The sequence below is a fragment of the Paraburkholderia atlantica genome (assembly GCF_000092885.1).
GTDB lineage: Bacteria > Pseudomonadota > Gammaproteobacteria > Burkholderiales > Burkholderiaceae > Paraburkholderia > Paraburkholderia atlantica.
Genome location: NC_014117.1, coordinates 2430620 through 2447163 on the forward strand (window position 1 = coordinate 2430620; position 16544 = coordinate 2447163).

Consider the following 16544-nt stretch of genomic DNA (forward strand, 5'->3'; position numbering starts at 1 on the left):
TGACCGGACGACCGTGCGACGGTGCGCCACACGCGGCCGCATTAAACGGGATAACACATGGGTCAAATCACCCTGAAACTGAAGGACGAGACCGTCGCGTCGCTGCGCAAAGACTTCGAGGCCTTTTTGCGGGTCTCGCTGAAGCTCGATCCGCAGTTCGCGACGCCGTCGTTCGAAGATTTCTTGCGCGCGAAGCTGCTCGACAACATGGTGCCGCTCACCGAGCACGCGGTGCAGCGGATGCTGCAAGGCGGCCAGTACGCGTGGGCCAAACGCACGTTAGACAAAGAGTTTCCCGACGTCGTGTCGATCCTGATGCGCCAGGCGAGCGAGTTCGGCTTCGGTTTCGCGGCGCGCTCGGAATGGACGCCTGAGGAGCTCAGCAAGCAATGCCGCGACTGGGCCGCCGCGATCGTCAAGGAAGCGGAAGGCGACGCAACGCTGGTCGATCCGCTCGCCGCGCAGATCAAGAGCACGGTGCAGGACATCCAGGCGCTCGAGGAAGTGATGCAGACGCCGGCATGGCGGCTCGTCGAATCGCTGCGCCAGCGCGTCTACGAGGCGAAGGTCGCGTGCGAGACGAGCGTGGGCAGCACCGCGCGCGAGAAGCTCGGCGAACTGCGTGGGCTGTTGCGGCTCGGCATTTCGCACGGCACGTTCCAGAAGCAGGAAGCGCAGCAGATCATGGAGTATCTGCGGCTTTTGAAGCCGGAGATTTTCGTCGAGGAGCCATACGACGTGTTCTCGCGGCTCGCGGCATGGCTGCGTAATTTCTTCGTGCCACCGCCTGCGGTCGCGCAGCAACAGCAGCGGCAGCCGCGTTGAGCTTCCACTGACACGAGCGGCGCTAGCCGCTCAATCCCACATCTTCCTCAGCTTCGCCGCGATCTCTATCTTCGCCTGCGCGGCGGCGGCGAGCCCCGCCGCGCTCGGCGCGCTCGCCACCGGTACGCGCGGCCATGCGTAGGCGTCGAACAGCGGCAGCATCGGCGTGGCGATGAAGCGGGTGCGCGACGCCCACACATGGCGGTCGCCCAGATGCGTCTGGTTGTGCACGTAAAAGCGCTGCGGCACGACGATATGCAGGTCTTCCTTCGCGCGCGTCATCGCCACGTAAAGCAGGCGCCGCTCCTCGTCGATTTCCTCGTCGCTGCCGGTGCCGAGATCGGACGGAATGCAGCCGTCGACGCCGTTCAGCACGAACACGTTGCGCCACTCCTGGCCCTTCGCCGAATGGATCGTCGACAGGATCAGGTAGTCCTCGTCGATCAGCGGCACGCCGGATTCGTCGCTGGTGGCGTCGGGCGGGTCGAGCGTCAGCTCGGTCAGGAAGCGCTCACGCGACGGATACGTCCCAGCGATGCTTTCCATCTGCAGCAGGTCCGCGTGACGGATCGCGGCGTCCTCGTGATTGCGCTCCAGATGTGGCTCGTACCAGCGCCGCACCATCTCGAACTCGGCGGGCCACGGCGTTTGTCGGCCATACACGCTCGACATCAGCTTGACGAACGGATGCCAGTCTTCCTGCGCGCGCGCGGGCGCGGCAAACGCGGCCAGCACACCGCCCGCGGTCGCGACCGGATCGCCGCCGTCGGCGCGCGCAACGATGTCGTCGAGCACCTTCGCCGCAGTGGCCGGACCGACGCCCGGCAGCAACTGCACGACGCGAAAGCCGGCGACACGGTCGCGCGGATTCTCGGCCCAGCGCAGCACCGCGAGCACGTCCTTCACGTGCACCGAGTCGAGAAATTTGAGCCCGCCGAATTTTACGAACGGGATGTTGCGGCGCGTGAGTTCGATCTCGAGCGCGGCGCTGTGATGCGCCGCGCGAAACAGCACCGCCTGCGACTTCAGCTTCACGCCCTGCTCGCGCGCTTCGAGCACCTGCTCGACGACGTAGCGAGCTTGCGCGGCATCGTCGGCGACCGTGACGAGTCTCGGGCGCTGCGCCGACGCCTTGTCGGTCCACAAATTCTTCGTGTATCGCTCGCTCGCGAGTTCGATCACCGCGTTCGACGCGGCGAGAATCGGCTCGGTCGAGCGATAGTTGCGTTCGAGCGTGACCTGCTTCGCTGGCGGCTCGAATTGCGTGGGGAAATCGAGGATATTGCGCACGGTCGCGCCGCGAAACGAATAGATCGACTGCGCGTCGTCGCCGACCACGGTCAGGCCGCGGCCGTCCGGCTTCAGCGCGAGCAGGATCGACGCCTGCAGGCGGTTGGTGTCCTGGTATTCGTCGACCAGCACATGGTCGAAGCGTGCCGACAAATCCGCCGCGATGCTGGGCTCGGCGGCCATGTGCGACCAGTAGAGCAGCAGATCGTCGTAGTCGAGCACGCTCTGCTTCTGCTTGGCGTCGACGTACGCGGCGAACAGCCGGCGCAGGTCATCCTCCCACTCGCGACACCACGGAAACGCGCTGTCCAGTACCTGACCGAGAGATGCACCCGTGTTGACGACGCGCGAGTAGATCGCGAAGCAGGTGCCCTTCGCCGGAAAGCGCCGCTCCTTCGCGGACAGTCCGAGCTCGTGGCGCACGAGGTTCATCAGGTCGGCGGAGTCTTCGCGGTCGTTGATCGTGAACGCGGGCGCGAGGCCGATCAGATCCGCGTATTCGCGCAACAGCCGTGCGCCGACGCTGTGAAACGTGCCCGCCCACGTCAGCCCTTGCGCGAGCGCGGCGCGTGCGCCGACGCTGGTGGCCGCGGCGCCGGTGATACGTGTCACGCGGCGGGTCATTTCGAGCGCCGCGCGGCGCGAGAAGGTCAACAGCAGGATGCGCTGAGGATCGGCGCCCTTCACCACCAGATTGGCGACGCGGTGCGCGAGCGTGTTGGTCTTGCCGGAGCCGGCGCCCGCGATCACGAGCAGCGCGCCCGGCAGCGCATCTGGCGTGTCGGTCCCGTATTCGACGGCTTCGCGTTGGGCGTCGTTGAGCTTGGCGAGCCAGGCGGCGGTATCGAACGACGGAGCGGATTCGGCGACGGTGGACACTGAGCGGTTTTGCGGGTTGGATGGATTTTCAGGATGCGACGCATACTGTATATCCATACAACCCCATGCGACAAGCGCCCTTTTTTTGGGCGCCTGCCCGGCGGTCTACACCGCGCTACTGCTTCTTCGCGTCCTTCACATTGGCATCAGCGGCGGCCTTGTCGGCGTCGGCCTGCGCGTCGGTTTTGGTCTTGTCCGCCTTCGCCTGTGCGACCGCGGCTTTCTTGTCGGCCTTCGCCTGTTCCTTCGCGGCCTTCTTGTCCGCGTGCGTGGCGGGCGCCGAAGCCGGGTCCGCGGTCTGCGCGAACACGGCCGACGACAGGCAAGCCGCGATCAGCGCGGCGTAAATACGGTTTCGGCTGGAACGATTGATGTTCATTTGATATCTCCCTGAGGCACAGCCTGGAAAGCGACAGACGCCCGCGGCGCGCGAGCCTCGCAGACCCACGCGCCGCGGCATCCAGCAGGGCTTAGTGTTTGACGTCCGCGCCGTCGGTCTGCGCGGCAGCCTGCCCTTCCATGTTCATCTTCATTTCGTTATCGGCGCTCTGTTTGTCCGCCTTCTGGTTCAGCTTCGCGCCGCGCACCTGCTCCTTGTATTGGTCCTTCGCCGCCTTTTGCTCAGCCTTCAATTCCGCCTTCGAGGACTTCTTCGCCGCGCGATACTCGGCGTTGGCCTTCGCGTCGGCGTCGCGCTTCTGCACGAGCGGGTCGGTCGAGCCCGAAGCCGTCAGACGGCCCGGCGGCGGCGCCGCGACGCCTTGCGCGGCGGGCGCGCCGGGGACCTGCTGCATGCCTTACGCCGACGGCGGCACCTGCATGCCTTGGGCGCCGGCCGCGGACGGCGGCGTCATCCCGGCGGCCCCTTGGCTCTGGATCTGCGCCTGACCGCCGATGCCTGTTGCCGGCTGCGCGGTCTGCGCGACGGCGGCCGTCGCGGCAAAAGCGGTGAGGGCGGTACCGATCAGGAGCGTACGAATCTGGGTCATGGCTATCCTCTCTAGACTAGTTGTGACACGGGCGGACTCTCTGGCGTCGTGACGACGGACCCGCCCGGTCTATGCGTCGCTGGATGGGTGGCCGGGAGTGATCCCGGACTGCCAGCGGGCTTTGCTGCTGAGGTGCACTTTAGGAGTGAAATCCGTCCGGTGCGACCAGCGTTACGGAACGTTTCACTTTCCGACAACTGAATAACATCTACTTTCATTTGCTTGCGCGATGGCTCGCGGGATGCATCCGACACAACCGAGACGGCCCCGCACCGCCGCGCCGCCGTGTACTTGCTTTATGATGCGAACCCCCAACGCGACCCGTGCCCAAGGTGCAAACGCCATGCCCAATCTCAATTTCACGCTGACCGGCGAGTACGTCGAACTCCACAATCTGCTGAAGATCACGGGCCTCGCGGACAGCGGCGGTTCCGCGAAGATGATGGTCGCGGACGGCGCCGTGATGGTCGATGGCCGGGTCGAGACCCGCAAGACCTGCAAGATCCGCGCGGGGCAGGTCGTGCTGCTCGGCGATACACGGATCGCGGTCCACGAAGGCTGACGCTACTCCGGAAATTCGCAGGACGCCGCGCACCGGAACTGTGCGTTGTCCATCGACATCGCCCGGGCGAGGCAATAAGCTGTCGGTTTCGACAGGTAAACGACGGATCGCGCCACGGGCGTGGAGTCGGCTGACCGGCCCGCCGCCGCGCCGCGGATTTTCCCCGCAGGTTGCCCCGCCGCTCCAACGCGCGTCGGAGCGCGCGGCGCGATGCAATGCGGCGCCGCTTGCGCCCGCCTCTCGCTGTCGCCACTGCGGTTGCCACCGCAGTGGCCAACTTTCGCCGCCAGGCATTCGATGACCCAACCCAGCTTCGCCCACGCGGCCAGCCGGCCGCCTACCCTATCCCGTCACGCGGCCGACACCGCACGGCTCGCCGCGCCGCTCGCGATCGCGCAACTGTCGCAGATGGCGATGAGCGTCACCGACACGATCCTGCTCGGCTCGCTCGGCCCCGACGCGCTCGCCGCCGGCGGCCTCGGTGCAAACCTCTTTTTCGTCGTCGTCACGCTGCTGCAAGGCGTGCTGACCTCGGTCAGCGTCAGCGTCGCGCACGCGCGCGGCGCGCAGGACGACGGCCGCGTGCCGCATATCTACTGGACCGGTTTCCTGCTGTCGGTGCTGCTGGCGGTGCCGGCGTTCATCCTGTTGTCGTTCGCCTCGCACATCCTGCTCGCGTTCGGCGAGCCGGGCCTGCTCGCGCACAACGTCGGCCAGTACGCGGCGGTGCTGCGCTGGGGCGCGCCAGCCAGCCTGATCGGCGTCGGCCTGATGCGCTCGTTCCTGCCGGCGATCGGCGCGGCGCGGCGGCTGTTGTGGGTGTCGATCGTGAGCGTCGTTGTGAACGGCTTCCTGAACTACGGGCTGATTCACGGCGCGTATGGGCTGCCGCGACTCGGCTTTCTCGGCTCGGCGGCCGCGACCACGATCACCGTGTGGCTGACCGCGCTCGTGCTGATGGCGCTGCTGCATCTGCGGCCGCGCTTCCGGCATTTCGTCGTCGCGACGCGGCCGAAACTGCTGCTGATGGGCGAGCTGTTCGGCATCGGCTGGCCGGTCGCGATCACCTACGGCGTCGAGTCGACGCTGTTCCTTGCCACCGGCCTGATGGTCGGCCTGCTCGGCGAATCACAACTGGCCGCGCATCAGATCGCGCTGAATGTCGCGTCGGTCGCGTTCATGGTGCCGCTGTCGATCGGTCAGGCGGCCAATGTGCGCGTCGGCTACTGGGCCGGCGCCGGCCAGCCGCTCGCCGCGCGCCACGCGGGCTTCGTCGCGCTCGCGCTCGGCGTCGGCTTCATGTCGATGTCGGGTCTCGTGCTGATCACCGCGCCGCATTGGATCGTCGGCCTGTATCTGCATCTCGACGATCCGGCCAACGCGCCGACCATCGCGCTCGCGAGTTCGCTGCTCGGCGTGGCTGCGATCTTCCAGATCGTCGACGGGATGCAGGCGGTGGGCTCCGGCTGTCTGCGCGGCCTGAAAGATACCCGCATCCCGATGATCGCCGCTGCGTTCGGCTATTGGGTGATCGGTTTTCCGACCGGCTATCTGCTCGCGTTTCACGCCGGCCTCGGCGCGCGCGGCTTGTGGTGGGGGCTCGCCGCGGGCCTCGCGAGCGTCGCGCTGCTGATGACGCTGCGTTTTTACAAGCTGAGCGGGCGGCAGCCGTCGACGGTGGCATCGGCCACACCGCCCGCACACTCGGTTTGAGCGACATCGCGGCAAGCGCCACTCCTGAAGCATTCCCTGTAAAAGGTAAAATGCCCGCCGCTGCACGCGAGCGCTAACCCACGCTCACGCGCCACGAACCGCACGACGGCGCGCCTCACGAAGGCAGGCGCCGGACTGGCGCCGCCGGAGCACCCACCATTGCCCGCGACGCGTGCGGCTTCAATTGGTCGCCCGTGTTTGCGGTGCTTTCGCCACGCCGATTGCCGTAGCCGCTTCAGCCGCTTCAGCCGCTTCGGCGCGGCAAACGCCGCAACGCCAGCCGACACCCGGCCGCGCCGCGGCCCCCGCTTTCTCGCGATACAACATAACCAAGGACCACCCCTCATGCTTGCCCGCGTCACCCGACTGTTCCCGCTCTGGGCCGTGCTCGTCTCGGTCGCCGCGTACTTCTCGCCGGCCTCGTTTTCCGGCGTCGCGCCGCACGTCACCACGCTTCTCACGATCATCATGCTGGCGATGGGCGTCACGCTGTCGGCCGGCGATTTCCTGCGCGTGTTCACGCGCCCCGCGCCCGTGATCGCAGGCATCGTGCTGCACTACCTCGTGATGCCGCTCGCCGCATGGGTCATCGCGAAGGCGCTGCGCATGCCGCCCGACCTGACCGCCGGCATGGTGCTGGTCGGCAGCGTCGCGAGCGGCACCGCGTCGAACGTGATGATCTATCTCGCGCGCGGCGACGTCGCGTTGTCGGTGACGATCAGCGCGCTGTCGACGCTCGTCGGCGTGTTCGCCACCCCGCTGCTCACGCGCCTTTACGTCGACGCGTCGATCGCCGTCGACGTGCACGGCATGCTGATGAGCATCCTGCAGATCGTCGCGCTGCCGATCGTCGTCGGTCTCGTCGTCAATCATCTGTTCGGCAAACTCGTGCGCAAGATCGAGCCGATCCTGCCGCTCGTGTCGATGGTCGCGATCGTGCTGATCATCGGCGCGGTGGTAGGCGGCACGCAGAAGAGCATCGCGTCGGTGGGCTTCCTCGTGATGATCGGCGTCGTCCTGCACAACGGCATCGGCCTGCTCGGCGGCTACTGGGGCGGCCGTCTGCTCGGTTTCGACGAAGCCGTGTGCCGTACGCTCGCAATCGAAGTGGGCATGCAGAACTCCGGCCTCGCCGCGACGCTCGGCAAGCTCTACTTCACGCCGATCGCCGCGCTGCCGGGCGCGTTGTTCTCGGTCTGGCATAACCTGTCGGGCTCGCTGCTCGCGGGCGTGTGGGCGGGTCGTCCGGCGAAAGGCTCGACCCATCCCGAAGGCGAGCGCGCGCTTCACGCCGAGCGCGTCTGATCTGGCGTCGGCGCCGTGGTTCGCCGCAGGTGATGGATCACCGAACCGAACCGCGGCGCCCTCCACCAACGCGCGGCACGCGCGTTTGCCCACGAGCGCCGAACCCGCGCCCCAATTCCCTTAGAATGGTTTTCTCGACAGCGTGCGCGGGCCTTCGCTGCCGCCACGCGAAAAGCTTGCAAAACAAGGGGAAAACAGCGTGCAGGGCCAATTCGAACAACATCGGCGGGCCGCGCGCCGCCGCTCGATAGTCAGCACGACGAGGCAAGTTTTGCTGCTGTGTTGCGCGACGGCTTTTTTGACCGCCTGTGCGACGAAGCCGCCCGCCACCGCGTTCGACCGCCAGGTCACGCACGCGCTGCCCGCCACCGCCGATACGCCGCTGCGCGAAGCGCTCGCGCCGCTCGCGGCGAAGCATCCGGAACAGTCGGGCTTTCGCGTGCTGGCGAACGGCACCGACGCGCTGCAGATGCGCATCGCGCTCGCGCGCGCGGCGACCAAAACCCTCGACATGCAGTACTACATCGCCAACGAGGACACCACCGGCAAGCTGCTGCTCGGCGCCGCGTTATATGCGGCCGATCACGGCGTGCGGGTGCGCATGCTGGTCGACGATCTGAACTTCAAGGACATCGACCGCATCATGGCGGGGCTGAATACGCACGACAACATCGAGATCCGCGTATTCAACCCGTTCGGCAGCGCGCAGGAAGGCATGTTCGAGCGCACCGCAAACGTGTTCACGCAGATCGGTCACTTCACGCGCCGCATGCACAACAAGGCGATGATCGCCGACAACCAGCTCGCGATCGTCGGCGGGCGCAATCTGGGCGACGAGTATTTCAGCGCGAGCGAAACGCTGCAGTTCCGCGACCTCGACGTGCTCGCGGCGGGCCCGATCGTCGCCGACGTCTCCGCGAGCTTCGACGACTACTGGAACAGCGAGCTCGCCTATCCGCTGCGCGCGCTGAACAAGCAGAAATTCGACCAGAAGGAACTCGATCAGACGCGCGACGACCTGCGCCACCACTGGCGCACCAACGCCGATCCGTACAACGCGAAACCGCTGAACGCGACGCCGCTTGCCGCGCAGATCACGAGCGAGCAGCTCGGCCTCACGTGGGCGGACGCGGAATTCAGGGTGGACCTGCCGGAGAAGATCGCGCATCCGTCGCCGGACTACGTGAGCCCGCCGCTCGCGCGGCTGCGCGAACTGATGCGCGACGCGCAGCACGATTTCCTGATCGTGTCGCCTTACTTCGTGCCGCACGCCGCGGGCGTGCAGGCGGCCAGCGAGCTCACGCATCGCGGCATCCGTATCGCGGTGCTGACCAACTCGCTCGCCGCTACCGACGCGGTCGCCGTGCAGGCCGGCTACAGCCCGTTTCGCGTGCCGCTGCTGAAGGCCGGTGTCGAACTGTACGAATTCAGGCCGCGCCAGGAAACGCCGAACGTCGGGCTGGTCGGCTCGCGTTCGCGCGCGAGCCTGCATGCGAAAGCCTACGTGATCGACCACCAGATCCTCGTGATCGGCTCGATGAACCTCGATCCGCGCTCGGCCAATCTGAACACCGAGCTGGCGCTCGTGATCCACAGCCCCGAACTGGCGAATCAGGTCGCGAGAATCTTCGAGCGCGGGACCCAGCCGGAGCAGAGCTACCACGTAACGCTCGCCGACTCGGCCCAGCTCGCCTATCTGCGCTCGATCGGCGCGCCGCTGTCGCCGCTCGTCTGGACCGACGTCGAGAACGGCGAGACACGCACCTACATTTTCGATCCGCAGGCCGGTTTTTACCGGAATGTGCTAACCGGTCTATTCTCCTTATTGCCTGTCAACTCGGAACTTTGAGAAGCGGAGTCAACCATGACTGAAGACGTACGGATGGAGCGCGACACCTTCGGCGAAATCGCAGTGCCGAACGCCCGCCTGTGGGGCGCGCAGACGCAGCGCTCGCTGCAGAACTTCAAGATCTCGACGGAAAAGCAGTCGCCCGAACTGATCACCGCGCTCGCGGTGATCAAGCGCGCGGCCGCCGAAGTCAATCTCGCCCTCGGGGTGCTCGACGAGCAGAAAGCCCGCGCGATCATGCAGGCAGCCGACGAGATTATCGACGGCAAGCATCCGGGCGAATTTCCGCTCGCCGTCTGGCAGACCGGCTCGGGCACGCAAACCAACATGAACCTGAACGAGGTGATCGCGAACCGCGCGAGCGAGCTGCTCGGCGGCGAGCGCGGCGAAGCGCGCAAGGTGCATCCGAACGACGACGTGAATCGCGGACAGTCGTCGAACGACGTGTTCCCGACCGCGATGCACGTGGCCGCCGCGGACGCGATCGTCAAGCATCTGCTGCCCGCGCTGAAAACGCTGCGCGATACGCTCGACGGCAAGGCCAAAGCGTTCACCGATATCGTCAAGATCGGCCGCACGCACCTGCAGGACGCGACGCCGCTCACGCTCGGCCAGGAATTCTCCGGCTATGTCGCGCAGCTCGAGCACGGCATCCGGCACGTCGAGTCGGCGTTACCGCATCTGTACGAGCTTGCGCAGGGCGGCACCGCGGTCGGCACCGGACTGAACGCGCATCCGAAGTTCGCCGACAGCGTCGCCGCCGCGATCGGCAAGCTGACCGGTCTGCCGTTCGTATCGGCGCCTAACAAGTTCGAGGTGATGGCTGCCGCCGACGCGCTGGTGTTCGCGCACGGCGCGCTCAAAACGGTGGCTGCGAGCCTGAACAAGATCGCCAACGACATCCGCTGGCTCGCGAGCGGCCCGCGCTGCGGTCTCGGCGAGTTGTCGATCCCCGAAAACGAGCCGGGCAGCTCGATCATGCCGGGAAAGGTCAATCCGACCCAATCCGAAGCGCTGACGATGCTGTGCGCGCAGGTGTTCGGCAACGACGTCGCGGTGAACATCGGCGGCGCGAGCGGCAACTTCGAGCTGAACGTGTTCCGTCCGATGATCGCGCACAACGTGCTGCAGTCGGTGCGCCTGCTCGCCGACGGCGCGCAGAGCTTCAACGACAACTGCGCGGTCGGCATCGAGCCGAATCACGAGCGCATCGATACCTTGCTGAACGAATCGCTGATGCTGGTGACGGCGCTCAATCCGCACATCGGCTACGACAAGGCCGCGCAGATCGCGAAAAAAGCGCACAAGGAAGGCACGACGCTGAAGGCGTCGGCGCTGGCGCTCGGCTACGTCACCGAGCAGCAGTTCGACGAGTGGGTGCGCCCGAAGGATATGGTCGGACGCACGGCATGACGATGCGCGAGGCGGCGTGACGGAAGGCGCGCAAACGGGCGCGCCGCCCGCCGCCCCGCTGCGCTCAGATCTTTCCCTGCGCGACTTCTTCCGGCTTCAGCTCGACGATCGCGTCGAGCGCTTCCTTCACGTCCATCGCGTACTTGGCGAGGCGCTTCTGCTCCTCGGTCTCGGGCAGGAAGGCGGGCACCGGCACCGGATGGCCGTTCTCGTTGACGGCCACCATCACGACGAGACAGTCGGTAGTCTGCCGCAGCTCGCCGCCCTTCGGGTCGCCCGCGTGCACCGACACGTGGATGTGCATGCTGGTCCGGCCCGTGGCGACCACGCGTGCGCGCAGCTCGACCAGATTGCCGACGAGAATCGGCCGACGAAAACGGATATTGCCGACGCTCACCGTCACGCAATAGCGCCCCGACCAGACGGCCGCGCATGCATAGGCGGTTTCGTCGATCCACTTCATCAGCGCGCCGCCGTGCACTTTGCCGCCGAAGTTGACCGAGGTCGGCTCGGCGAGAAAGCGGAAGGTGGTTTCCGAACGGTCCAGCGGTGCTGTGCGAACAGTGCTCATCTTGACTCCGGTCAATCGGATGCATTGAAAGGAGGCGATTATACGAGCGCAATATTGCGCGCGGCGCGGCGTCGAATGGGAGACGCGGCGCGAGGCGCGCCGATGGGCCGGCGATCGGCCTAGTTGTGGACCGTGATCCCTTCGTCGATGATGCCGTACATGCTGATGCTGCCGCTGCCGGCCGAGCCCGAGCCGGCTCCGCCCCCTGCGCAGGCGGTGAACAGCAGAACCGTCGCGGCGACGGCCAGAAGAGTTTTCATCACGTCGTATTCCTGCAAAGACAGGCTTCGATTCTAGCCTGGCCACACGAGACGACGCGGGAATGCGGGCGAGCGTGACACGTCCGTCACATTGATTGTTCACGCAAAGCTGAAACATCGAATACCGGATGCGCGTAGACTAGGAATCGCGGCGGCGCCCTTTGCCGCTCATTCAGGAGACGCGCCATGACCGCCCCCCTCTTAGACGACCAGAACCACTTTCCCGGCCTGAGCCGCATCGGCGCGCTACTCGCCGATCCCGGCCGCGCCGCGATGCTGTGGGCGCTGATGGACGGCAGTGCGCGCCCCGCGGGCGAACTGACGATGATCGCGGGGCTGTCGCCATCGGCGGCGAGCGCCCATCTCGGACGGCTCACCGACGGCGGGCTGCTCGCGCTCGAAGTGCGCGGCCGGCATCGCTATTTCCGCATCGCGTCGGCGGACATCGCCGCCTCGATCGAAGCACTGGCGAACGTCGCGCAAGTCAGCGCGCCGCAGCGCTCCGTGCCGCGTCCGGCGCGCACCGTGCCGGTAGAAATGCGCTTTGCGCGCACCTGCTACGACCACATGGCCGGCGAGCTGTCGGTGCGGATGTTCGAGCGCATGCTCGAACGCGGGCTGCTGACGCAAAACGGCGCATCGCTCGAGGCGACCGCGCAGGGCGCCGCCCGCTTCGCCGACTGGGGCATCGACCTTGCCGCGCAGAAGACCCGGCGGCGGCGCTTCGCCTGCACCTGCCTCGACTGGAGCATGCGCCGGCCGCATCTGGGCGGCGCGCTCGGCGCGGCGTTGCTCGACGCGTGGTCGGCGCATGGCTGGGTCGAGCGGACCGAGCGGCCGCGCGTGCTGCGCGTCACGCCGGCCGGCCATCAGCAATTCGATGCGTTTCTGGCTGGATAGACCGTTGAACCGGCGGTGCTGCGGAGCCGCGAGACCCGCGCGAGACCTTTTGTTACAGGGCAGCGAATCCACCTTACAAATGTGCGTGCCCTGAAACATAGGCGGCAGGTACAGTGACTGAACGGACCCGGCCGATTGCCGCGTCCGTCGGAGATCAGTCATGACACACGCCAAGCAATCCGGGCGGCAAGCCGGGACCTATCGCCGGATAAGCGGCTATGCGCTGATCGCGGCCGCAGTCGTCGCGCTCGCCGCGCAAACCGCTGTCGCGCAGGAAGCGCCATCCGCGCCGCGAACCGCGGCGTCCATCGGGTCGGGCGGCGAACCGGTTGGCGGCGATCCGCCGGGGCGCATCGCGCGTCTGAACTACACGGCCGGCGCCGTGACCACCGAGCCCGCCGGCGCGACCGACTGGTCGTATGCCCAGATCAACCGGCCGCTGACGACCGGCGACCAGCTGTGGAACGACCAGAATGCACGCTCCGAGCTGCACATCGGCTCGACCGCGGTGCGCCTCGGCCAGAACACGAGCCTCGACGTGCTCAATCTCGACGATACGACCGCGCAACTGAAAGTCGCGCAGGGCACGCTGTCGACTCGTGTGCGCGAACTCGCGCCGGGGTCGTCGTATGAAATCGACACGCCGAACCTTGCGCTCGGCGTGAATGGTCCCGGCGACTACCGCGTCGACGTCGCGCCCGACGGCAGCAGCACGACGGTCACCGTGCGCAGCGGCAGCGCGATCGCTTATGGCGATGGCGGCCAGATGCCGGTCGCGGCGGGTCAGCAGATCCGCTTCGCCGGCACCAACCTGCAGCAACTCGCCGACAACCGCGCGCCCGCCGCCGACGAACTAGACCAATGGGCCGCCAGCCGCGACGCCACTGAAGACCGCTCGCTGTCGGCGCGCTACGTGTCGCGCGACATCCCCGGCTACGCGGACCTCGATGCCAACGGCACCTGGCGCGAGACGCCGCAGTACGGCGCGGTGTGGGTGCCGAACACAACGCCGGCCGGCTGGGCGCCGTATCACGACGGCCACTGGGTCTGGCAGGCGCCTTGGGGCTGGACCTGGGTCGACGACCAGCCGTGGGGCTTCGCGCCATACCACTACGGCCGCTGGGCCGAGATCGACGGCACGTGGGCCTGGGTGCCCGGTCCGCTCGACGCGGACGTGGCGCCGGCCTATGCGCCGGCGCTGGTCGCGTTCGTCGGTGATGACGACGGCGGCGCCGACTGGGGTGTCAACCTGGTGGTCGGCGGCGTCGTCGCGGCGGGGGTCGCGTGGTTTCCGCTCGGGCCGGGCGAGCCGTGGCATCCGCATTGGGGCGGTCACGATCGCTGGAGCGCCGGGTATTACAACCGCGTGAACCGGGCGACGATCTTCAACGACTACCACCGCAACGTGAACACGTACGTGAACTATCGCGTGCCGGGCTGTGTGACGGCCGTGCCGGCGACCGCGTTCGTGCACGGGCAGCCGGTCCGACGCTTCTCGCAAAAGGTCGACCCGGCGCAGTGGCGCAACGCGCGGATCAACCCCGGCGCACCGGGGATCGCGCCGGTGCGAGAAAGCTTCGGGTCGGATCTGCGGCGCGCGAACTATCGGCCACCGGCGAACGTCGTCGGCCGGCCCGTAGTCGCGACCCGCAATCCCGTCACGCCCGCCGCTTTTCACGACGAACTCGCGCAGCGCTTCGCGCAAAGCGGCGGTCGGGTGCCCGGCGGCGGCCAGCCGGTCGTGCGCACCTCGGTGCCCGCGCATATGTCCGGCGCACCGGGCGCGCTGCCGATGGCGAACGTGCGGGTCGTGCAATCGCACGTGCCGGGACGTCCGCCGGGGATGGCGGCGGGTGCGCCTGGTACACCTGGCGCAATAGGGGGCAACGCGCCGCATGGCATCGAGCAGGGCGGCCAGCGGCCCGGCGAGGTGGGCGCCGTGGGGCCGCGTGGCGCAGTGCCGCCGCAAGCGCGTCCGGGCATGCCGCCGCAGATGATCGGCAACGGGCGTCCGCCGCAGCCCGGCGAAAGCGGGATGGCGGGCAATATGGGCCATCCGTCGAACGGTGTGCCGCGGCCGCCGCAAGCAGCTGGCGGTAATCCCGCCGACGCGGCGGCGCACGCACGGCAACACGGTGCGCAGCAGGAATGGGGCGCCGTCGGCAGGTCTCAGCCAGCATGGACGCAGCCGCATCCGCCGATGGCGCAGCAGGCACCGCGCATCGAACAGCCTGGCCGACCGCAACAGCCCAGCTTCGCGCCTCAGTCCGGTGTGCCGCATCCGCCTGAAAACCTGGCCGTGCAGCAACAGGCGCCTGCGTCGAACTGGCATCCGCCTGCGATGCAACAGGCGCCGCGCGCCGTCCCGCCGCAGCAAGCGCGGGCCGAACCACAGATGCAGCAGGCGCAGCAGCCGCATTTCGAAGCGCGTCCGCAGCCGATGCCGCAAGCCCCTCGGCCCGCGCCGCAGTTCCAGCAGGCCCAGCAGCCGCATTTCGAGCCGCGTCCGCAGCCGATGCCGCAAGCCCGGCCGGAGCCGCGTCCGCAGATGCAGATGCCGCAGCCGCGCCCCGAACCGCGGCCTCAGCAGGTGCAGCAGCCACGTCCGCAGCCCCAGCCGCAACCGCAACACGTCGAGCAACACCAAGGCGGAGGCAATCGCGACGAGCATCACAGAAGCTGAGCAGGACACTTGCCATTCAGGCAAAAAAAAACCCGCGATGCGAACCATCGCGGGGCTTTTTCTACCATATTCGACGAGGGCGAACGCTATCGCCCCGCTTCCACCGGCGTCAGATCAGATCGCCATCGGCGCCGTCAGCGGCTCGTGATGCTGATAGCCGACCAGCGAGAAATCCGCCGGCTCGATCTTCTCGAGCCATTCGGGCTCGTACACGCCGGTCTTCGCATAATCGGGCACACGATCGGAAATCGCGAGCCGCGGACTCTCGTACGGCTCACGCTTGAGCTGCTGCTGCAGCATATCGAGCTGATTCTCGTAGATATGCGCGTCGCCGATGAAATAGCTGAACCAGCGCGGCGTATAGCCCGTCAGCCGTCCGACCAGATGCAGCAGTGCCGCCCCCTCGGTCAGATTGAACGGCGTGCCGAGCCCGACGTCATTGCTGCGGATATACAGGCACAGCGAAATTTCGCGGCGCGTGACGTTCGGCAGAAACTGGTACAGCAGGTGGCAAGCCGGCAGCGCGATCTGATCGAGCACGGCCGGATTCCAGGCATGGAACAGAATCCGTCGATCGGCGGGGTTCTGCATGATCGTGTCGAGACACTGGCGCAGCTGATCGATCGCCTTGTAAAGCAATACCTTCGAGCGGCCATCTTCGTCGAACTGCGTGATCACGCGAAAACCGCGCGCCTGCGCGTCGGCGAGCTGCGCGCTAGCGCTGGCGTCGAGCACCTTGTAGGCCGGCCATTTGCGCCATTGCACGCCGTAAACATCACCGAGATCATCCGGGCCCTCGCGATACGGATTCGCGAGCCACTGCGCGTTCTGATTCGCGTTGCCGTCCCACACCTTGCAGCCGAGCTCGCGGAAATCCGCGGCGCTGCGCGAAGCGCGCAGAAACCCGACCAGCTCGCCGATCGCCGACTTGAACGCGAGCTTCTTCGTCGTGACCGCCGGAAAGCCTTGCTGCAGATCGAAGCGCAGCATCGCGCCGGGCATGCTGATGGTGCGGATGCCGGTACGGTTTTCCTGCCACGTGCCGGTGTCGAGAATCGTGCGGACGAGGTCCAGGTATTGTTTCATGCGGTTTCCTTCGACGCGGCGCGAACCCGATCAGGCGCGCTCACGGAATTGAGCAAAGCCCGATTCTAACAAGCGCGACGGGACGACGCCGGAGCATGGCGCGACGCGTGGGAAATAACGAGGGGGATTTCAGACGGGAAGGAAAACGCTGCGGTACGCGGCATACGATCGGCAAACACGTGCACGCAAAAGTGCTTCGAGGCGACGCGCCAGACCTTC

13 protein-coding genes and 1 pseudogene are annotated in these 16544 nt (G+C 67.0%); 8 read left to right on the top strand and 6 right to left on the bottom strand.

Annotated elements, in window-relative coordinates:
* Positions 1-57 precede the first annotated feature (57 nt).
* Positions 58-825, top strand: coding sequence for a DUF4088 family protein (locus tag BC1002_RS10850; RefSeq protein WP_013090080.1), 768 nt, complete (start codon positions 58-60; stop codon positions 823-825).
* A gap of 30 nt (positions 826-855) precedes the next feature.
* Here BC1002_RS10850 and BC1002_RS10855 read toward each other — a convergent pair whose 3' ends face one another.
* From BC1002_RS10855 to BC1002_RS10865, 3 genes and pseudogenes are all read right to left on the bottom strand, one after another.
* The gene (locus BC1002_RS10855) at positions 856-3051 is read right to left on the bottom strand and encodes an ATP-dependent helicase (RefSeq protein WP_013090081.1); all 2196 of its coding nucleotides are present in this window, start codon (positions 3049-3051) and stop codon (positions 856-858) included.
* 58 nt (positions 3052-3109) lie between these two features.
* Complete coding sequence (locus BC1002_RS10860) at positions 3110-3373, bottom strand: hypothetical protein (protein WP_013090082.1); 264 nt, start codon at positions 3371-3373, stop codon at positions 3110-3112.
* A gap of 91 nt (positions 3374-3464) precedes the next feature.
* A pseudogene (locus tag BC1002_RS10865) lies at positions 3465-3983 on the bottom strand (hypothetical protein).
* Between the two features lie 343 nt (positions 3984-4326).
* Here BC1002_RS10865 and BC1002_RS10870 point away from each other — a divergent pair.
* The 5 genes from BC1002_RS10870 (at position 4327) to fumC (ending at position 10825) form a co-directional block, all read left to right on the top strand.
* A complete protein-coding gene (locus BC1002_RS10870) occupies positions 4327-4545 on the top strand; it encodes an RNA-binding S4 domain-containing protein (protein WP_013090085.1) in 219 nt (72 codons plus the stop codon).
* Positions 4546-4842: 297 nt separating this feature from the next.
* A complete protein-coding gene (locus BC1002_RS10875) occupies positions 4843-6258 on the top strand; it encodes an MATE family efflux transporter (RefSeq protein ID WP_013090086.1) in 1416 nt (471 codons plus the stop codon).
* 345 nt (positions 6259-6603) lie between these two features.
* A complete protein-coding gene (gene panS / locus BC1002_RS10880; RefSeq protein WP_013090087.1) occupies positions 6604-7563 on the top strand; it encodes a ketopantoate/pantoate/pantothenate transporter PanS in 960 nt (319 codons plus the stop codon).
* Between the two features lie 247 nt (positions 7564-7810).
* Positions 7811-9412, top strand: a complete 1602-nt coding sequence (locus BC1002_RS10885; protein WP_184139639.1) for a phospholipase D family protein — start codon at positions 7811-7813, stop codon at positions 9410-9412.
* A 15-nt stretch (positions 9413-9427) separates the two neighbouring features.
* A complete protein-coding gene (gene fumC / locus BC1002_RS10890; RefSeq protein ID WP_013090089.1) occupies positions 9428-10825 on the top strand; it encodes a class II fumarate hydratase in 1398 nt (465 codons plus the stop codon).
* 64 nt (positions 10826-10889) lie between these two features.
* Here the strand turns inward: fumC and BC1002_RS10895 are convergent, their stop codons facing one another.
* Together BC1002_RS10895 and BC1002_RS38420 are read right to left on the bottom strand one after the other, a co-directional pair.
* Positions 10890-11396, bottom strand: a complete 507-nt coding sequence (locus tag BC1002_RS10895) for an acyl-CoA thioesterase (RefSeq protein ID WP_013090090.1) — start codon at positions 11394-11396, stop codon at positions 10890-10892.
* A gap of 119 nt (positions 11397-11515) precedes the next feature.
* On the bottom strand, positions 11516-11656 hold the full coding sequence (locus tag BC1002_RS38420) for a hypothetical protein (protein ID WP_013090091.1): 141 nt from the start codon (positions 11654-11656) through the stop codon (positions 11516-11518).
* Between the two features lie 186 nt (positions 11657-11842).
* Between BC1002_RS38420 and BC1002_RS10900 the strand changes: the two genes are divergently transcribed.
* On the top strand, positions 11843-12556 hold the full coding sequence (locus BC1002_RS10900; RefSeq protein ID WP_013090092.1) for an ArsR/SmtB family transcription factor: 714 nt from the start codon (positions 11843-11845) through the stop codon (positions 12554-12556).
* Positions 12557-12716: 160 nt separating this feature from the next.
* A complete protein-coding gene (locus BC1002_RS10905; protein ID WP_013090093.1) occupies positions 12717-15239 on the top strand; it encodes a DUF6600 domain-containing protein in 2523 nt (840 codons plus the stop codon).
* 114 nt (positions 15240-15353) lie between these two features.
* Here the strand turns inward: BC1002_RS10905 and BC1002_RS10910 are convergent, their stop codons facing one another.
* Positions 15354-16325 carry a thymidylate synthase gene (locus BC1002_RS10910; protein WP_013090094.1) on the bottom strand — a complete coding sequence of 324 codons (972 nt, stop codon included), beginning with the start codon at positions 16323-16325 and terminating at the stop codon, positions 15354-15356.
* Between the last annotated feature and the right edge of the window lie 219 nt (positions 16326-16544).